The following is a 20,011-nucleotide window of genomic DNA, read 5'->3' on the forward strand; positions in this document are numbered from 1 at the left end:
TAAATCAAACTAATAACATTTTAAATGCAAAAAAATCAACAATTAATTATACAAAATATCAATATGTAGATTCTCAAATAACACATACTATAATTTTATTTTTTTTACATTAAAATTAAGCAAAATTACTACATATCAAAATATCTAAAAAATATTTATATATACTTATATTTTAATATAGTTGTTTTATAAAGACTAATAAAAATTACTGAAATTAATTCAGCATATAAAATCTAATTGTACTTTGTTATATTTAAAAAAATTATTTATTGTGTACTGCATATTTCATAAAATTTTATAAAAATTAATCAACCTTAATTATTACATTTGCATACATGTAATATTGTTTATACATAAAATTAAACATTAATTTTATGTATAAACAATACGTAGTTAAATTTTAATTAATTTTATTAAAAACTGATTACATAATTTTAATTTTTATGCAAACAATATGCATCTTGCATACAAGACCAATATTAACCTTCTTATTGTATATGCATTGATCATGCATTGTATATTCCATATTAATGAAATCATTATAAATCAACTTAAAAATAAATATGTAAATATTATTAAGGTGTACATTTCAAACCAGCCGCATCACGAAGAAGTTCCGCCTTATCAATTTTTTCCCAAGGAAAACATTCGCGACCAAAATGTCCATAAACAGCTGTTTCTTTGTAAATTGGTTTTAATAAATCTAACATAGCAATTAAACCATAAGGACGAAAATCAAAAAAATTTTTTATTAATTTTATTAAAATGTCATGTGATATTTTTTCTGTTCCAAAAGTTTCAATGCTCATAGAAATTGGATGTGGAACACCAATTGCATAGGACACTTGAAGCTCACAACGATCTGCTAATCCAGCCGCTACAATATTTTTAGCTACATATCTCGCTCCGTAAGCAGCTGAACGATCTACTTTTGATGGATCTTTTCCAGAAAAAGATCCGCCACCATGCCGACCTATACCTCCATAGGTATCTACAATAATTTTTCTTCCAGTTAAACCACAATCACTAATAGGACCTCCGATAACAAAACGTCCTCCAGGATTGATAAGAAATATGGTGTTATTAGACAACCACTTGTTAGGTAGCACTGGTTTAATAATTTCTTCCATGGCAGCTTCTTTCAAATCTGTTAACTTTATATCATAAGCATGTTGAATAGACAAGACAACAGCGGTGATACCAATGATCTTGCCATTCTCATAAGCAACAGTTACTTGGCTTTTAGCATCTAATCCCAACCAAGGTAACACTCCACTTTTTCTCATTTGAGATTTTCTTTTAATCAAACGATGCGCATATGTTATCGGAGCAGGCATTAAAACATTAGTTTCATTAGTAGCATATCCAAACATTAATCCCTGATCACCTGCTCCTCGTTGCAATGTACTTGTATTACCTTGATCAATACTATATTGAATATCTGAAGATTGTTTATTAATTATACTCAATATTACGCAAGAATTTGCATCAAACCCCATATCTGAATGAACATAACCAATATCACGAATGGTATTTCTAGTGATTTCTTCCATATTTACCCAAGCAGTGGTAGTGATTTCCCCACCTATTATTACTATACCTGTCTTAACATAAGTTTCACACGCAACGCGAGCTCTTGGATCCTGCGCTAAGATAGAATCCAATATAGCATCAGAAATTTGATCTGCAATTTTATCCGGATGCCCTTCTGATACGGACTCAGATGTAAACGAATATTGCGACATTTTAATATCCTTTTAGTATAAAGTTTACGATTTACATTAGTATGACCCAATATAGGTATAGTAAATTTATTTGAGTTAATCATATGTATAAAATTATTTTACATAAATCACTAACATATCATATTTCCTTTTTATATTTAATAATAATTTAATATTATTAAATTTATATATTAAATATTGATAAAGTAGCTATATTAGCTATTAATAGATTGTGATCAAAATTTGCTACAAATATGCCTGTTTCTAATACTTTTCATCTGATACTTATACAAGTATCACTATTAATTTAATTTTTTTATGTACTTATTTATTTATATTATTGAATCATGTTTTTAATTAATTTATTAAACAGTAAAGTTATCCATTTAATATTATTGTGTATATAAATTTAAAAATTCTGACGATATTCAATCCTTATACAAACCAAATATCTTATTTATTCATTTTTATAATAAGATGTTTGCATTTTATGTTGTAAAAAATAATTAAATTAAAAAATAAATAGAAATAAGCTTTATTTGTAATTTATTTACTATGTAGATATCACTCTCATTTTGAGTGCAGGTTTATTTGAATATATTTCTAGAAATTTTTTAAATTTGAGAAACTTGTTTGACTGCAACTGTGTCGACCGACTATATAAAAAATTTTTAGAAATATCAATTTATACAAACATTCTATTTAATTTTATTCAACTATATATTCTATATAGTAGACTGTTTATAAAATTAATTAAATAAAGAAAACACATGAATACTTTAAAATTATAAAAATGATAACTCCTTATTTTCAAATTCCTTTGGGTTTTTACGATTTCCATTAGAATTCGATCCTTATAATAGTAATAGTAGTGATTGGGTAATTACTGGGGTTCCTTTTGATATGGCTACTTCTGATCGCTCAGGAAGTAGATTTGGACCAACCGCCACTAGACAAGCATCTATTAATTTAGCCTGGGAACATTTTCGTTGGCCTTGGAGCGTGAATATACGCAAGAATTTACACATAGTTGACTGTGGAGACTTAATATACAAATCTGGAGACATACAAGATTTCACCAGTTCTCTATAAACCCATGCTGAAAATTTACTAATGTCTGAAAAAAAATGTTATCATTTGGAAGTGATCATTATATCATATTACCTATATTACGCGTGTATGCAAAATTTTTGGAAAAATAGCAATAATACACTTTGATGCACATGTAGATTATTATGATAACGATAGTAAATATGATCATGGTGTTGTAATATTACATGTTCTTAATGAAAAATTAATAGATCCTGTACATTCCATACAAATTGGTATTCGTATCGAATACAAAAAATGTTTCGGATTTACAGTTCTGGATGTAGAGTATATTAAGGATACTAACATTGATGTTATCATCAATAAAATAACATCAATTGCACAATCCTTTCCAATATATTTAACTTTCGATATTGATTGTTTGGATTCAGCTATAGCGCCTGGTACTGGGGCGCCAGTAATTGGAGGATTAACAAGTTACCGTGTATTAAAATTAATACGCGGTTTTCAACATTTAAATATTATGGGTATTGATTTAGTAGAGGTAGCTCCGGATTACGATTGCGCACAAATTACTGCTTTAGCAGCGGCTACAATACAATAGGGTTAGAAATGCTTTATACTCAAGTGAAATCAAAGAAGCATTAAAAATTAATTTAGTATGTTATTCAGTAAATAAACACTGTAATTAATCACACAAAAAATAACATCGCATATAGAATTGATACTATATTCAAATGCTTAATACTGCATCAAATCAACAATACTTATAATATTAGTTACGTAACATGTTAAATGATTATATGATTACAACACTACATTCATAAATGATTTATAAATCAGATTGTTATTAAGTAATCAGCACCTTATACTCCCATAAGACATTACATGTTTCCTAATGCATGTTAACATTGTTCAGTATATAGTAACTGTTTACAATACGTTATTTTTTTAGAGTTTCTATGTTATTAATTAATTATTTTGAAAAATTAAATTTATTTTAAGTTATATATTATTTATTTTATTCAGTTGTTAACTAGTAAACTAAACTAAAAATAGTGATATGTAGATAAATAAAAATATTTATTATCATCAATATATATGACTATCTATATTGCTTCATATTTGAAAGGTTACCTATCATGACTATGATCAAAATAACTGATTTAGACCTAACGGGTAAACGTGTTTTAATTCGTTCTGATTTAAACGTACCTGTTAAAAATGGAGTCATTACTTCTAATAGAAAAATTCATGCATCATTACCTACTATTAAATTGGCTTTAAAGAAAAGTAAACATGTTATGGTAACTTCTCATCTGGGTCGACCAATAGAAGGAGAATATAATGCTCAATTTTCCTTACAGCCCGTGGTTGAATATTTAAAAAAACAATTGATTAATCGATATGTCAAAGAAGTGCGTCTAGTTAAAGATTATTTAGAGGGAGTAAACTTTATGGAAGGAGAGCTGTTAGTTTTAGAAAATGTGCGGTTTAATAAAGGAGAAAAAAAAGATGATGAGATATTATCAAAAAAATACGCCATGTTATGCGATGTATTTATTATGGATGCGTTTGGTAGTGCTCATCGTACACAGGCGTCTACGCATGGTATAGGTAAATTTGTTTCTTCAGCTTGTTCTGGGCTTTTATTGCAAAAAGAACTAGAAGCTTTAGGAAAAGCCTTATGCAATCCTATGAGACCAATGGTTGCAATAGTTGGAGGGTCTAAAGTATCTACTAAATTGATTGTTTTAGATTCTTTATCAAAAGTTGCAGATTATTTGATAGTAGGAGGAGGTATTGCAAATACCTTTTTAGCAGCTCAAGGTAAAAAAGTAGGTAAATCCTTATATGAAGAAGAACTTATACCTACAGCAAAACGTCTTTTAGAAAATTGTGATATACCTATTCTTACTGATGTACGAGTAAGTACAGAATTTTCTGAAACTGCTCCAGTCACTATGAAAGCTATAATTGATATTAAAGATGATGAGCAAATTCTTGATTTAGGTGACGAATCTATTACTCGAATATTAGATATTTTAAATTGTGCTAAAACTATTCTTTGGAACGGTCCTATTGGAGTATTTGAATTTCCAAATTTCAGAAAAGGCACGGAAATGATATCTCATGCTATTGCTAAAAGTAATGCTTTTTCTATCGTTGGAGGCGGTGATACTTTAATGGCTATTGATTTATTTGATATTTCTGATCAAATTTCTTATATTTCTACTGGAGGTGGAGCTTTTTTAGAATTCATTGAAGGTAAAACATTTCCATCAGTAAAAATGCTTGAAAAACATGCTTTAAATAATATAAATTAACCAGTATTATACATGAACAATACATACAACTATATTTAAATAGTCTTGTCGATGTATGCTTTCATTAACAACAGAAGAAAATATGACTAAGATCCTCGATTTTATAAAACCAGGCGTAGTTACTGGAAACAATGTACAGAAAATATTTGATTTTGCAAAAAAAAACAATTTTGCTTTACCAGCGGTAAACTGTATAGGAATGGATTCAATTAATGCTGCATTAGAATCTGCAGTTAATATGCAGTCTCCTATTATTTTACAGTTTTCTAAAAAAGGATCTGCTTTCATGGCAGGATATGGTTTAAATAGTGATAAAAATGATCATAATACAGCAGTATTAGGAGCTATCTCTGGTAGTCGACATGTACATCACATTTCTAAACATTATGGTATTCCTGTTATTTTACATACTGATCATTGTACTAAAAAAAATTTGCCTTGGATTAATGCTCTATTAGATTTAGGTACAAAGCATTTTTATGAAACTGGTAGTCCATTATTTTCATCCCATATGATTGATTTATCTGAAGAATCTTTAAAAGAAAATATAGAAATTAGCTCACAGTATCTAAGTCGTATGCACAAATTAAATATGACTTTAGAAATAGAATTAGGTTGCACCGGAGGAGAAGAAGATGGTATAGATCACCATCATTTGGATCATTCACTTTTATATACGAACCCAGAAGATATAACTTATGCTTATGAAAAATTACATATTATCAGTCCTCGATTTATTATAGCTGCATCATTTGGCAATGTACATGGTGTATATAAACCAGGAAACATACGATTAGATCCAAAAATTCTTCAAAAATCACAAAAATACGTTTCTAATAAATTTGGATTACCTGACAATTTTTTAAATTTAGTATTTCACGGAGGATCTGGATCTACAGAAGAAGAAATTAAAGAAGCTATCAGTTACGGTGTTGTAAAAATGAACATTGACACTGATATACAGTGGGCTACTTGGGAAGGTATTTTAAAATACTACCAACATAATAAAAGTTTTCTTCAAACTCAATTAGGTAATCCATATGGAAACGATCAACCAAATAAAAAATTTTATGACCCACGCATCTGGATTCGTGCAGGACAAAAATCAATGGTTAAGTATTTAGAAAAAATATTTTACACTTTAAATGCTGTTAATATTTTGTAAAATAATTTTTTAATAACAAATTATAATGTATTAGATCAGATTCGTATATCGAATATCATTCGAATTATATGAAATTAAATTTGATGAATATTATTAATATTATGATTACGACAAGTAAGATTTAATTAAATTTCAATATAAATAAATCTTAAAATCTGTTTCTTGTTTATGGAGTGCAATGCCTACATGAATCATAAAAATTATCTAATGTATGGTTTTAATTCCCATTGAATATCGTTTTTTGATCTATATAAAACGAAAATTATTATCAAACATCAATAATAATAGATCAAATTCGTGTGCACTAATTATATAATATACGTATTGTATAGGTGTTATATGGTACAAAATAAATTAAAAAAATCAGTAGGTTGGGCGGCTTTAAAATATATTCAATCTAGCAGAATTATAGGAGTAGGAACAGGTTCTACTGTTACATATTTTATTGAAGCACTAAATAGTATAAAGGAAAAAATAGAAGGCGTGGTTTCCAGTTCAAATTATTCATCTAATCAATTAAAAAAAATAGGTATTCCTCTATGTAATCTTAATAGCTTACACGAATTAGATGTATATGTTGACAGTGCAGATGAAATTGATTCACATATGCAAATGATTAAAGGTAAGGGTGGAGCCTTGACCAAAGAAAAAATTATTGCTGCTGCAGCTAAAACATTTATTTGTATCGTTGACAGCAGTAAACAAGTAAATATATTAGGACGCGGTCCTTTGCCAATAGAAGTCATTCCTATGGCTCGCTCATTAGTAGCAAGAGAATTAGTGCGTTTAGGTGGTTTACCAGAATATCGACATAATGTAATTACTGATAATGGTAATAACATCTTAGACGTATATAACATGAAGATTATAAATGCGTCGTTATTAGAAACAAAAATTAATAATATTCCAGGAGTAGTGAGTGTTGGTATATTCGCGAAAAGACGAGCAGATATAGTATTAATTGGAACAAGAGAAGGTATAAAAATAATTAAATAAATCTTTTTTTCTATTCTAATAAAAATCAAGTTTGAACAATATAAAACTAAAAATGACTGACAATTTATATGGCAGTATAAATCAATATATTTTTATATATGATCATTATTAAGATTTCTTGATAATAAATGCGCATTACTTAATATTAATTGCTGAGAATACAGCAAACTATCCGTATTCAAAAAATGTTATTATCACAGAACTAAATATTACAAACAACATGCCCTCCAAAGTATTGTTTAATGAGTATCTACAATCAAATGATAAGATGGAGTGATAATTTCTGGTAATATTATATCCCATGTTTCTATAGGAAGCAATTGGGTAGGTATTCTTTGAAAATCATGTGCTAATCCTATAGGTATATAATTGCTTTGATGTTTCCAGTTTTGTAAAGTTCTATCATAAAAACCACCACCCATGCCTAATCGATTGCCACTAGTATCAAATGCGACTAATGGAACAAATATAACATCTATTTTTTCTATAGGAATAACAGAACGAGCATTCCATTTCGGTTCATATATATTTAAATGATTGCATATAAGAGGTGTTGAAAATGTATATCGTGCAAATAGTAAGCATGTGGATCCTGAATCAGGCAGAATCGGTAAATATATCTGTTTATGCATCAATAACAAAGCTCTAATGAGCAAAGCAGTATTTATTTCTCCATCAAAAGCAATAAACACCGCTATACGCGTTGATCTATGCATATGATTTATAGTCATAATTTTGTTAGTTATTAATTGCGCCGCTGTATATTGTTCTTGAAACGTTAAAGTTCTACGTATACTTCGTATATACATACGAAGAAATTTTCTGTATGATTTTTTGTCATCAACATACATATTAGATTGAATTCATTGATATGAATACAGCATATTTATACGCTGTTTGTCCTAAAAATAGTGTTAACTACTATGTTTGCCTATTTACATTCATTATTCTGACGATCTTATTATGTTTACACACAAAATATATGATATAATAATTTATGCGTGTTCAGAGCATTCCAGTGATCTATTAGCATGATCAGTAATATGAGTATGTGCAAGTAAGGCTTTTTCGATAGTTTGTTGCAATAAAAGAATATGTTTTTCAATGTTGGCTGCATATTCACGCGTTTTTAATTTTTCCTGAGTTAATTCATGGCATATATTTAAAGCGGCTATAAATACTAATTGTTCAGCATTAGTTACCCTTGTTCTAATTTTTAAATCCTGCAAACGTTGAGTTAAATCCTCTACTGCCTTATTTAAAGCATCCTGTTGTTGAGGCGGACAATTGATACGTAGTGTTCGACCGAAAATTTGAATATCTATTGGTTGTTCAGGCATATTTCTTTCCTGGAAATTATAATTTATTTATATTTTTCAATGATTATACAATACAGTAATAATTACTATAATGGTTACACACATATACAAAAATTTTGTTTTGTATATGAATACTTGATTAAAAAAATCATAAAAATCATTATGTTATTTTAAACACATTCAATGATTAATAATCATTTAATATGTAAAAATATTTAAATGTAAAAAAATATCTTACATAAAAATATAATTAATCTGCAATTTAAGTGTAGTAAAATTAAAAATTGGATATTTCAATAAGTTTATAGAATATTTTTGTAGTCCATAAGTATATTATGTATCATCTGTATGATTAAATTATTTTAAAACCATATGAATTTTAAAATAGTATATTGAATATGCATATTCAATATACTGAAAAACCACTTAATTTTATTATAAAAATAGGTTTATTTGCCATAAACACTAACAATACTGAAATTATATTGCAGTAAATGCTGATATCTTTATAATTGTCATATAATGAAATAAACATATCCCGTATCTTATAATAAATAAGAATTATTGCAATTAGATTTAATGTAATTGTTCATAATAAATAGAAAATGCAAAAATATTTCGATATACGTATCAAACTCATATTGCAGTTAACTGTAAATATACTTTATTTAATCGGTGAATTAATTCTACAAAGATGTTTGCATATTGCGTTTTTTATTGTTATATAGTTATCTAACTTATGTTAAGATATTAAACTAAAATAAATTAAATTATAAAAATATATAATACTAATATTTTCAAAAATTAAGTCTGATTGTATTAATTCATATACTATATTTTTTTCGATATTAAAATTTTTTATATTCATACGTTAGCTAATAATCGATGTCTATTGTTATAAATGGTGGAGGAATGACAGGCGCAATACTAGCCTTAATGTTATCTAAATTGACAAAAGGGGATTTAGAAATCTCCTTGATAGAGCAACATTCTCCTTATTGTTATGATACAAAATTGTCCTCAAATGCATACCCACCTCATGTAATAGCTTTATCGCGAGGCGCTTATTTTGAGTTAATACGAATTAATATGGCTCCAATTCTATCTTCTTGCTCCACCATTATAAAACAAGTAGAAGTTAGTGAATATCATCGGTTGAATAAAATATTCATTGATGCTCAAGACTATCAATTATCAGAATTAGGTTATGTTATCGAATTAAATATTTTTAGAAAGAAATTGTTTGATTTTTTATATAATAAATCTACTGTAACTGTATATTGCCCAGCAACTTTAAAAAAAATTAAACGCGAAAAAAAAAATAACATAATTGTTTTAAATAATGATCATCGAATAGTTTCAAAATTAATGGTAGCGGCAGATGGCGCTGATTCAACACTCGCTGCCAATTGCGGTATGCAATGGTTCAGGTGGAATTATCAACAAATTGCTGTAGTTTCTATAATTACTACTGAAATACCTCATTTTGGAAGAGCTTTTGAAAAATTTACAGAGTACGGACCGTTAGCCATATTACCTATGGCTAACGATTTTAGTTTTTTAATTTGGTGTATTTCTGATAAGCAAAAAAAAGAGGTATCTACATGGAATAAGGATAAATTTTCTCAAGAATTGCAAAATGTATTCGGATGGAAATTAGGAAAAATTTTGAATATAGGAAAGAGATATTTTTACGATCTTTGGTTAACGCGGGCTAATAGCCATATTAGCCACAGATTGGCATTAGTCGGAAATGCGGCACAAAATTTACATCCTATTGCTGGACAAGGATTTAATCTTGGATTGCGTGACATTGTAGTGTTATCAAAAATAGTGACACAAGCATTATATCAGAATTTAGATATTGGAGACTATTCTGTGTTAAATAGATACCAAAATCATAGATATTTAGATCAACGTAGGACCATTAAAATCACCGATGGATTAGTGCGTCTATTTAGCAATCATTACTTGCCGTTCATTATTGCTCGAAATATGGGTTTATTTTTTGTTAACTATAGTGCCTTTCTAAGACGTCTTTTAGTAAGTGCAATATTAAATTGGAAAACAAATTAATTTTATTTAAATAAATAATAATGTGGACAGTTTCGATTTATTAATTGTAAATCAGGGAATTTCCGGATTGGCATTAGCCTGCGGTTTGGGTGATTGTTTTCGCATTGCAATTATAGAACATAAAACTCATTTTCATATGTATGAAGCAGATCAATGGGATCTAGAAACATCATTAGTTAATATAACTAGCATGAGAATATTGCAATATTTAAAAATTTGGCATCAAAACATATCACATTTTTCTGTTTTATTACATAAATTAGAAATTATTAAAAAGAATAGTATAAGTAAAATTGTTTTCGATTCCGGTTACTTAGGATATCTTGAGCTAGGATATGTTATTAATAAATGTTATATATACCAAGCTTTAGTTGATCGCGCACGACAATTAAACAATATTATATTTATAGATTCATATGTACCTAAAGCAATAAATTACCATGAAGATGCAGCATTTATTACAATAACTAATAATTATACGTTCAAAGCTAAATTAGTAATAGGTGCAGATGGAATTAATTCTTGGGTAAGAAACACCGCAAATATCTCGTTAATATTTAAAGATACTAAATATTATGGATTCACTACTATTATTCATACTGAGAAAACTCATAACAACACTCTTCGTTGTATCATTCATAATGATGGGTTAGTAATATTATTGCCATTAAAAAACGTGCATCTTTCCGTTGTTTTTTGGTTGTTACCCCCGCATACCGCCAAAAAATATTTGTATGTATCCGCTTCTGATCAATCTATTAATTATGCGTTAATTAAAATCTGCAATATACTCGGTTATTGTGTTACATGTGACAATAAAGATTCTAACATTTTACTACTGAGAATGCAATATGCACATAACTTTACAAATCATCGTTTGGTGTTATTAGGAAAAGCTGCGTACACTATGTGTCCTTTATTTTTTCAAAATATTAATTCAGAACTGATAGATGCAGCAGTTTTATTACATCATCTGCAGAATCTGAAAGAAAATAATCAAGACATTGGACACTATACTTATTTAAAGTATTACGAACGCAATAGAAAATACAGAATAATTAAAGATTCTATGAATATTCCATATATTTACATGTTTCTTCATGATAAGAATCATTTTTTAAAATACATACAATATTTTATTTTTTATCTCATAAACACGGTTCCCAACTTAAAAATACACATTTTACATCGCATTATGGGTTTAAATAATATTCCAGAATGGTTATTACGAGATCATTATGACTAAAAAGAAATATTGAGATATTAAAAAAATATTTAAATGCATCAAATATCAATAATAAAACATGAGACTATCGTGAGTTTGTGTATTTGTAATTCTCAATTCTGAAGATGCTAGAATAGATCTATTTAATACTACTTGTATCCATATATTATTTTTTTTAATTTGACAAGATTGTAAAACAATTCCAATATTTTTCCAGTGTTGGTTATTTATTTTTAACTCTACCTGATCACCAGCAGCAGGCAATTTATAATTTTTCTTATAATCAATGACACCGTGCAATCGATATAAAGTTTGTTTGTTATGCCCACGATACTTAATACGTGCAATAGATTCTTGTCCAATATAACAACCTTTATTAAAACTAATTCCGTGTAATATATCCATATTAACAGCTTGAGGAACAAATAATTCACTAGTTATTGGCTCAATAATTGGATAGCCTGCTTCCATATCTAATGATACCCATTGACGACTATTATTAAGTTGTATCTGAGACTGTGATTCACTTAACAAATAATCTAATATTGATTTTTTATTAATAATCAACAAAAATCGTTCTGATGGAGCACTAAGATAAAGTAAGGTCACATCTTGAGCATGAATTATTGTGTGTGTCTTATTTGGTAAAACTGAAAAAAACATACTTAAATGCTTTCTTGCATTTATTCCAGCTATTCCAATAAGTATTGCATCATAATCAGGAATAACAGTAACACTAGAAAATACCATATATTTTTTCATTTCTTCTATTTGTTTTTTGCATATATTTAGACGTTCAATAAATGCCATTTCTTGATTTTTAAGATGAAAAACATACATATTGCTAATCATTTTTCCTTTTGGATTACAATGTGCTGAAAAACTATATTTATTTTTATTTAAATTTTGAATATCACAAGTAAACTGATTATGTAAACACTGTATAACATCTGGTCCATATAATCTCACTAACGTCCATTCCTCTAAGGAGATGAATGTTAGAGGCAAATCTTTTGAGGGTACAGGATACTGTCCCAAAAAAGCCATACGAGGAAACATTATATTTTTCCTTATGAATAAAAATAACTCCGAATAAATATCATATAATATATACTAACTAATCCCACTAATTAAATATCTACACCGAAAGATAACAAAAAATTACATTATCATTAACCGTGTACTATTATAACATTTATAATTAAAAAATTATCGATTTTTAATTATGTGTATAATTAAGATGATAATATAAGCGCATAACAATAATTGATAGGATGCTATTCTCTTCGTTATGTATGATTATTTACGGCATTAATTGAAATAAAATAAATAAAAATGTATATAACAGTTTCGTATTTGCATACGACTTATTACACAATTGAATAATAACGATCAAAGATCAAAATCACACTATATGACTGATATCGTAAGAAAATACATATATCTTTACATATATTATATAGAGAGTCTTTATCGAGTTGTATTATAGTATATATAATATATATACGATTACGTGAAATTATATGAATAAAAAATATACATCTTAAGGAATAAAATTTCATGATAAATATCGATCTTACTAAACAACATATTCAAGTTATGTTAAATAGAGTATTGAAGTTTAAGGATGATTTTTGACTACGATCTCAAAAGAAAACATTTTAAAATAATTAGCAACGAACTAAAATCACCCGGTATTTGGAAAAATCCTAAAACAGCACAAATTCTTAGACAAAAATCATCTTCTTTAAAAATTTTTATCAACATTGTTGATCAGCTTTATAAAAATTTAGTGGATTTAAATGATTTGTTAGAATTGACGGAAGAATATGACAACATCCTACTTTCCGAGATTTATGATCAATCAATTGATTTAGAACGTACATTATCTCAATTAGAGATTAGTCGTATGTTTATAGGAAAGTATGATGATTCCAATTGTTATGTCGATATTCAATCAGGATCTGGAGGAATAGAAGCACAGGATTGGGCTAGTATGTTGTTACGCATGTATTTACGTTGGATCGATCACAAAGGTTTTATGTCCGACGTTATTGAAGAATCGACAGGAGAAGTCAAGGGGATAAAATCTGCTACTATTCAAGTTATTGGGCCTTATGCATATGGTTGGTTACGTACTGAATCTGGTGTACACAGACTAGTGCGCAAAAGTCCTTTTGATTCTGCTGGGAAACGCCATACTTCATTTGCTTCAGTATTTGTATATCCAGAATTAGATGATAGTATAAATATTCATATTCGCCCAGAAGATCTACGTTGTGATGTTTACCGAGCTTCTGGAGCAGGAGGTCAACATGTTAATCGTACAGAATCTGCAGTACGCATCACCCATATACCAACAAATATTGTTACCCAATGTCAAAGTGATCGTTCACAACATAAAAATAAAAATCAAGCTATGAAGCAACTAAGAGCTAAATTATATGAGCTTGAATTACAAAAAAAAAATTATGAAAAAAAAATGAGAGAAAACAATAAAGTAAATATTACTTGGGGTAATCAAATACGATCTTATATTTTAGATAATTCTAGAGTTAAAGATTTACGTACTGGTTTTGAAAAACGTAATATTAAAGCTGTTTTAAATGGAGATCTAGACGATTTTATAAGAGTTAGCATTAAAAACACTTTAAGCGAGATTCGTAATGACTAAATACGTATATTCAAAGGATCAGTCATATCAAAAATTTAATGTCGATGATGAATTAAATATTCGTCGAAAAAAATTATCAAAACTCCGTGAAAAAGGCGTAGCATTTCCAAATAATTTTCGTCGTAATTCTATTTCTAATCAATTACATAAAAAATACGCTCATACATCCAATTTAGAATTGATACAATTAAATATAGAAGTAATCATAGCAGGCCGTATAATAAGTCAACGTATCATGGGAAAAGCATCTTTTATAACTGTACGTGATGCTGGGGGTTGCATACAATTATATATTACTTCTAATTCATTAGCAACAAATTTATATGATGAAAATATAAAACAATGGGATTTAGGAGATATCTTAGGAGCACGCGGTATATTATTTAGAACACGTACTGGGGAACTATCAATATACTGTAAAGAAATTCGATTATTAACTAAATCATTGCGTCCATTACCAGATAAGTTTCATGGTTTAAATAATCAAGAAACAAAATATCGTCAAAGATATTTAGATTTAATTATTAATGAAAATACAAGAAAAATATTTAAAATACGTTCTTTAGTGATTTCTGAAATACGCCAATTCATGAAAAAAAATAATTTCATGGAAGTAGAGACACCAATGATGCACACAATTGCAGGAGGAGCTATAGCGCATCCTTTTATTACACATCATAATAAATTAGGAATAGATATGTATCTACGAATCGCTCCAGAATTATATCTAAAAAAATTAGTGATAGGTGGTTTTGAGCGAATATTCGAAATAAATCGTAATTTTCGTAATGAAGGTATATCTTCTTATCATAATCCTGAGTTTACAATGATGGAAATATATATGGCTTATGCTGATTATCGTGATATAATCATTTTAGTGCAAAATTTATTAAGATCGGTAACACAGAAAATACTAGGTAGTAATATAATAAATTATGGAGATTATGAATTAGATTTTAAGCATCCTTTTACGCAAATCAGTATAAAAGAAGCTATATTGTATTATCTACCAGAAACTAGATCCCAAAATATAGACGATATATGTACTGCTGTTTCTATTGCAAAATCACTTGGCATTAACGTTAAGAGTTGTTGGACGTTACACAGAATACATATGGTTATTTTTGAAGAAGCAATAGAAAAAAAAATAATTCAACCAACTTGTGTTACTTCTTATCCAATAGAAGTATCTCCATTAGCACGTCGTAATGACAACAATCCAGAGTTTGCTGATCGTTTTGAACTTTTCATTGCTGGACGAGAAATAGGAAATGGTTTTTCAGAATTAAACGATCCAGAAGATCAAAAGGAACGTTTTTTAAAACAAGCATATGGAAAAAAAGATAAAACAAACAATAATAATGTTCACATAAATTATGACGAAGATTATTTAATTGCATTAGAATATGGATTACCTCCTACAGCAGGTATTGGGATAGGAATCGATCGTTTGATCATGTTGTTCACCGACAGTCATACTATTCGTGATGTAATTTTATTTCCTACACTTCGTCCAAAATAAAATTTGTTTATATTTTTTCAATATACTTAAAAAGTAAGTATATATTTATGATTTTATCTGATTAATTTTTTAATAATACAAACCTATGTTTAATAATTTTCAAGTATATATTCAAGATATAATTTCGAAATATTTTGATATTTAATATATATATCAAAAAGATAATAGGAATATAGCGTGACACATAATATCTTTGCGCAAACAAGTGCTCTTACCTATGAAAGTTTAAAAAAATTACATCAAAAATATAAAGGTCCAGTATGGGTGTACGATGCATCGATTATAATTAATCGTATTACACAATTAAAACAATTTGACGTTATACGGTACGCTCAAAAATCTTGCTCTAATATTCATATTTTACGATTAATGCATAATTATGAAGTTAAAGTAGATGCTGTTTCTTTAGGAGAGATCGAACGAGCATTATTAGCTGGTTTTAAAACGGGAAAACAAAGTAATGAAATAGTTTTCACTGCTGATATTTTAGAAGAAGAAACATTATTAAGAATATCAGAACTAAATATCGTTGTTAATGCAGGATCGATAGATATGTTAGCGCAATTAGGAGCTTGTTCTCCTGGACATAAAATATGGTTACGTATTAATCCTGGATTTGGACACGGACATAACCAAAAAACTAATACTGGAGGAGAAAATAGCAAGCATGGAATTTGGCATGAAGATATACCAATAGCTTTATCTTATATTCATCATTATGATCTACAGTTAATCGGACTACATATGCATATTGGTTCTGGAGTGCGGTACGATCATTTATCTAAAGTATGTAATGCGATGGTCCAACAGATTTTGAAATATAAAATAGATGTACATGTTATTTCTGCTGGAGGAGGATTAACAATACCATATCAACATAATGATATAGTTTTAGATGTAAATCATTATTTTCGATTATGGAATAATGCGAGACAATACATTAGCCAATATTTAAATCATACAGTAACATTAGAAATAGAACCTGGTCGTTTTCTTGTGGCTGAATCAGGAATATTAATTACACAAATTAGAGCGGTAAAAAACATGGGTAATCGTCATTTTGTATTAATAGACGCAGGGTATAATGATTTAATGCGCCCAGTCATGTATGGTAGTTATCATCATATTTCATTAGTACCTGGAGATGATCGCAGCGTTATTTTAGAAACATTATGCGATACCGTTGTTGGTGGTCCACTATGTGAATCTGGAGATGTTTTTACACAAAATATGAACGGAACAATATTAGCACGTAAATTACCTTGTTCAGCAAAAGTAGGGGATTATTTGATATTTCATGACACTGGTGCATACGGGGCTTCTATGTCTTCTAATTATAATACGCGTCCGTTACTACCAGAAGTTTTATTTGAAAATGGACAAATTCGTCAAATTCGCCGAAAACAAAAACTAGAAGATTTATTTATGTTGGAAACAATAGAACAATTCAATAAGGAAAATTGTTAAAATTACCGAATACCATAAATGTGACATTATATCAAATGATTTATTAAAAACTTATTATTTAGTATCATTTAAAATGATAGATTAAATGATTTAGATATTATAATAACTTTTTTCAATTTTATTTCATAGTTTTATTTATTTGACAATTATTTATTATAGTGTTTTTAACAAAAACAAACGTATTATGAATTGTGAGATACAGATTAAAATGTATTCTTGTACTTTTAATTTAAATTATAGACAGTTATTATTAAGCATGCTTTTATAAGAAACATTATATCCCCATTTTTTATAAAAAACTTAACAACATCGATTTTAAGTAGTAAAGCTTAATATAAATTATAATTAAATTTTTTAATTAAAAAATTTTTATGCAGTTTATTGATTAAAGAACGTCAGACCATAGTAAAACTCCTTGAGTTGAGTATACTTATTATATAAAATATAATAAGTATATTAGTATTATTACTTTACTGTATTATGTATAATAACACAGATATACAGGCTTGTATATATTTTGGAGAATCTATAGCTCCTGCATTTTTATAAAATACAATAGGAATAGTTATATTTATAATAAATATTTAAAAAATTTAATGAAATATCTCAATAAAACTGAGGCAATCTGGTGATTGATGATAACGGTTACCGATTAAACGTAGGAATTGTGCTATGTAATACTCATCAGCAAGTATTATGGGCTAGAAAATGTAAGCAGCATTACTGCTGGCAATTTCCTCAAGGTGGAATTAATATTGGAGAGACTCCAGAACAAGCCATGTATAGGGAATTATTTGAAGAAATAGGATTGAATGATCAAGATGTTCGTATTCTATCTTCAACGCAATATTGGATGCATTACAAATTACCTAAAAAATTAATTCGTTGGAAAATTAGGCCTATTTGCTTTGGGCAAAAACAAAAGTGGTTTTTACTAAAGCTTGTATCTAAAGATACACGCATTAACATAAAAAGTAATAAAGATTACACATTTGATAGCTGGAAGTGGGTTAGCTTATGGTATCCCATACGCCGAGTCGTATTCTTTAAAAGAGATGTATATAGAAAAGTTATGCAAGAATTTGTTGATGTGATAATATCGTAATTTAATGCTATTGCATCCTTATAAAGAAGAAGATCAAATACAGTATAATCAATAAAAAGAATTTCAATATTCCATTGCAGATGTGCACGCCAATATTAATAGTACATTGAAACGTGTTTTGTTTAAAATAACTACATTTTGTGGTTAAAACTGATTATAAAAATCATATAAATAGTATAATTCAATATGCAGAATCTTTATTATCATGCATGTAATCCGGTAATTTTTACAATGGGACCTATTTCATTGCATTGGTATGGTGTAATGTATGGATTAGGTTTTATATATGCTATGTGGTCATTATCATATCGTATGCGTCATTTCAATAATGTTTCATGGACTCATACAGATGTAGAACATTTATTATGTTTGTGTTTTTTTGGTGTTTTATTAGGCGGTCGTATTGGATACGTATTATTTTACCAGTGGTCTTTTTTTTCTAACAATTTACTGTGGATCTTTAAAATATGGGAAGGAGGTATGTCTTTTCATGGCGGTTTAATAGGTGTAATTATATCGATCGCATGGTTTTCTCACAAAAAACATCGTCCTTTTTTTCAAATATCAGATTTTGTCGTTCCCGCAGTTCCGTTTGGATTAGGACTCGGTAGATTAGGAAATTTTATTAACGGAGAATTATGGGGTCGAATAGCCATTGATATTCCATGGGCTATGTTATTTCCTAATTCCGTGTATCAAGATTTATTAATACTACCAAATCATCCTGAATGGGAACCACTATTTGATAGTTACGGTGTGCTGCCTCGTCATCCGTCTCAATTATATGAAATGTTTTTAGAGGGAGTAATATTATTTATTATCATAAGTAAATTTATTCGTCAACCACATCCCGTGGGTAGTGTGTCTGGTTTGTTTCTGGTTTGTTATGGGGTGTTTCGTATTATAGCGGAAATTTTTCGTCAACCTGATAGTCAGTTAGGATTAATTAACAACATAGCCACCATGGGACAAATTTTGTCATTCCCTATGATTATATTAGGAACGATTATCATTTATCTTGCTTATAGATAATTGATTTATCAAAGTTATCAATATAATTAAAAAATCCATGTCAATTAATTTTTGATACGTCATTATTTGTTAATAATGATTCTCATGCTTTAAATCAAATTTAATTTTCATTAATTACTTACATATTTTTTTAAAGATTAAAATTTATGTATATTTATCAGCTGCCATATTTATATAATAAATAAATATAACAAATCAGTAATAATTGAAAAAATTTATTTTTTTTAAATAGTTTCATTTCATGAAAAACAATTTATTTATTTTTTCTATTTTTTGAAATATGTGAACTAATAAAATTGTTTTTGTTTGAAATAATCAAACATCAAAGC

At 28.1% G+C, this 20,011-nt stretch carries 14 protein-coding genes and 1 pseudogene; 11 read left to right on the plus strand and 4 right to left on the minus strand.

Annotation, left to right across the window (positions count from 1 at the left end):
• Nucleotides 1-575: 575 nt before the first annotated feature.
• Nucleotides 576-1,745, minus strand: a complete 1,170-nt coding sequence (metK, locus tag M9394_RS02875) for a methionine adenosyltransferase (protein ID WP_250249937.1) — start codon at nucleotides 1,743-1,745, stop codon at nucleotides 576-578.
• 768 nt (nucleotides 1,746-2,513) lie between these two features.
• On the opposite strand from metK, the pseudogene speB reads away from it, so the two are divergent.
• From speB to rpiA, 4 genes and pseudogenes are all read left to right on the plus strand, one after another.
• Nucleotides 2,514-3,378: pseudogene (gene speB, locus M9394_RS02880) on the plus strand (agmatinase); the annotation flags it as partial.
• Nucleotides 3,379-3,916: 538 nt separating this feature from the next.
• Nucleotides 3,917-5,101 (plus strand): phosphoglycerate kinase, encoded by a 1,185-nt coding sequence (locus M9394_RS02885; protein WP_250246883.1) that lies wholly within the window; start codon nucleotides 3,917-3,919, stop codon nucleotides 5,099-5,101.
• Between the two features lie 82 nt (nucleotides 5,102-5,183).
• On the plus strand, nucleotides 5,184-6,266 hold the full coding sequence (fbaA, locus tag M9394_RS02890; protein WP_250248211.1) for a class II fructose-bisphosphate aldolase: 1,083 nt from the start codon (nucleotides 5,184-5,186) through the stop codon (nucleotides 6,264-6,266).
• Between the two features lie 339 nt (nucleotides 6,267-6,605).
• Nucleotides 6,606-7,262 (plus strand): ribose-5-phosphate isomerase RpiA, encoded by a 657-nt coding sequence (rpiA, locus tag M9394_RS02895; RefSeq protein ID WP_250246882.1) that lies wholly within the window; start codon nucleotides 6,606-6,608, stop codon nucleotides 7,260-7,262.
• A gap of 239 nt (nucleotides 7,263-7,501) precedes the next feature.
• On the opposite strand, the gene M9394_RS02900 is transcribed toward rpiA, so the two are convergent.
• Entirely contained in the window at nucleotides 7,502-8,113 is a 612-nt protein-coding gene (locus tag M9394_RS02900; RefSeq protein ID WP_250247558.1) for a 5-formyltetrahydrofolate cyclo-ligase, read from the minus strand.
• Between the two features lie 144 nt (nucleotides 8,114-8,257).
• Nucleotides 8,258-8,602, minus strand: coding sequence for a cell division protein ZapA (gene zapA / locus M9394_RS02905; protein ID WP_250246881.1), 345 nt, complete (start codon nucleotides 8,600-8,602; stop codon nucleotides 8,258-8,260).
• 864 nt (nucleotides 8,603-9,466) lie between these two features.
• On the opposite strand from zapA, the gene ubiH reads away from it, so the two are divergent.
• Both ubiH and M9394_RS02915 read left to right on the plus strand, forming a co-directional pair.
• Nucleotides 9,467-10,657 (plus strand): 2-octaprenyl-6-methoxyphenyl hydroxylase, encoded by a 1,191-nt coding sequence (gene ubiH, locus M9394_RS02910; protein ID WP_250249939.1) that lies wholly within the window; start codon nucleotides 9,467-9,469, stop codon nucleotides 10,655-10,657.
• Between the two features lie 22 nt (nucleotides 10,658-10,679).
• Entirely contained in the window at nucleotides 10,680-11,903 is a 1,224-nt protein-coding gene (locus tag M9394_RS02915; RefSeq protein ID WP_250249941.1) for an FAD-dependent monooxygenase, read from the plus strand.
• Between the two features lie 45 nt (nucleotides 11,904-11,948).
• Here M9394_RS02915 and ygfZ read toward each other — a convergent pair whose 3' ends face one another.
• Complete coding sequence (gene ygfZ, locus M9394_RS02920; RefSeq protein ID WP_250246878.1) at nucleotides 11,949-12,941, minus strand: tRNA-modifying protein YgfZ; 993 nt, start codon at nucleotides 12,939-12,941, stop codon at nucleotides 11,949-11,951.
• A gap of 501 nt (nucleotides 12,942-13,442) precedes the next feature.
• Here ygfZ and prfB point away from each other — a divergent pair.
• The 5 genes from prfB to lgt all read left to right on the plus strand — a co-directional run bounded on the left by prfB (nucleotide 13,443) and on the right by lgt (nucleotide 19,682).
• A protein-coding gene (gene prfB / locus M9394_RS02925; protein WP_420022143.1) for a peptide chain release factor 2 occupies nucleotides 13,443-14,556 on the plus strand; the annotation gives its coding sequence in 2 pieces (ribosomal slippage) (nucleotides 13,443-13,499 and nucleotides 13,501-14,556; 1,113 coding nt in all).
• On the plus strand, nucleotides 14,549-16,078 hold the full coding sequence (gene lysS / locus M9394_RS02930; RefSeq protein WP_250246877.1) for a lysine--tRNA ligase: 1,530 nt from the start codon (nucleotides 14,549-14,551) through the stop codon (nucleotides 16,076-16,078). The genes prfB and lysS overlap by 8 nt, the downstream gene beginning before the upstream one ends.
• Nucleotides 16,079-16,255: 177 nt before the next feature.
• The gene (gene lysA / locus M9394_RS02935) at nucleotides 16,256-17,545 is read left to right on the plus strand and encodes a diaminopimelate decarboxylase (RefSeq protein WP_250246876.1); all 1,290 of its coding nucleotides are present in this window, start codon (nucleotides 16,256-16,258) and stop codon (nucleotides 17,543-17,545) included.
• Between the two features lie 628 nt (nucleotides 17,546-18,173).
• Complete coding sequence (gene rppH, locus M9394_RS02940) at nucleotides 18,174-18,650, plus strand: RNA pyrophosphohydrolase (protein WP_250249943.1); 477 nt, start codon at nucleotides 18,174-18,176, stop codon at nucleotides 18,648-18,650.
• A 186-nt stretch (nucleotides 18,651-18,836) separates the two neighbouring features.
• The gene (gene lgt / locus M9394_RS02945; protein ID WP_250246874.1) at nucleotides 18,837-19,682 is read left to right on the plus strand and encodes a prolipoprotein diacylglyceryl transferase; all 846 of its coding nucleotides are present in this window, start codon (nucleotides 18,837-18,839) and stop codon (nucleotides 19,680-19,682) included.
• Nucleotides 19,683-20,011: the final 329 nt, after the last annotated feature.

The sequence above is a fragment of the Candidatus Blochmanniella camponoti genome (assembly GCF_023585825.1).
GTDB lineage: Bacteria > Pseudomonadota > Gammaproteobacteria > Enterobacterales > Enterobacteriaceae > Blochmanniella > Blochmanniella camponoti.

Bases quoted from the DNA above. Each gene is read 5' to 3' on its own strand.
- metK (WP_250249937.1), bottom strand. From the start codon at position 1,745: ATGTCGCAATATTCGTTTACATCTGAGTCCGTATCAGAAGGGCATCCG.
- M9394_RS02885 (WP_250246883.1), top strand. From the start codon at position 3,917: ATGACTATGATCAAAATAACTGATTTAGACCTAACGGGTAAACGTGTT.
- fbaA (WP_250248211.1), top strand. From the start codon at position 5,184: ATGACTAAGATCCTCGATTTTATAAAACCAGGCGTAGTTACTGGAAAC.
- rpiA (WP_250246882.1), top strand. From the start codon at position 6,606: ATGGTACAAAATAAATTAAAAAAATCAGTAGGTTGGGCGGCTTTAAAA.
- M9394_RS02900 (WP_250247558.1), bottom strand. From the start codon at position 8,113: ATGTATGTTGATGACAAAAAATCATACAGAAAATTTCTTCGTATGTAT.
- zapA (WP_250246881.1), bottom strand. From the start codon at position 8,602: ATGCCTGAACAACCAATAGATATTCAAATTTTCGGTCGAACACTACGT.
- ubiH (WP_250249939.1), top strand. From the start codon at position 9,467: ATGTCTATTGTTATAAATGGTGGAGGAATGACAGGCGCAATACTAGCC.
- ygfZ (WP_250246878.1), bottom strand. From the start codon at position 12,941: ATGTTTCCTCGTATGGCTTTTTTGGGACAGTATCCTGTACCCTCAAAA.
- lysS (WP_250246877.1), top strand. From the start codon at position 14,549: ATGACTAAATACGTATATTCAAAGGATCAGTCATATCAAAAATTTAAT.
- lgt (WP_250246874.1), top strand. From the start codon at position 18,837: ATGCAGAATCTTTATTATCATGCATGTAATCCGGTAATTTTTACAATG.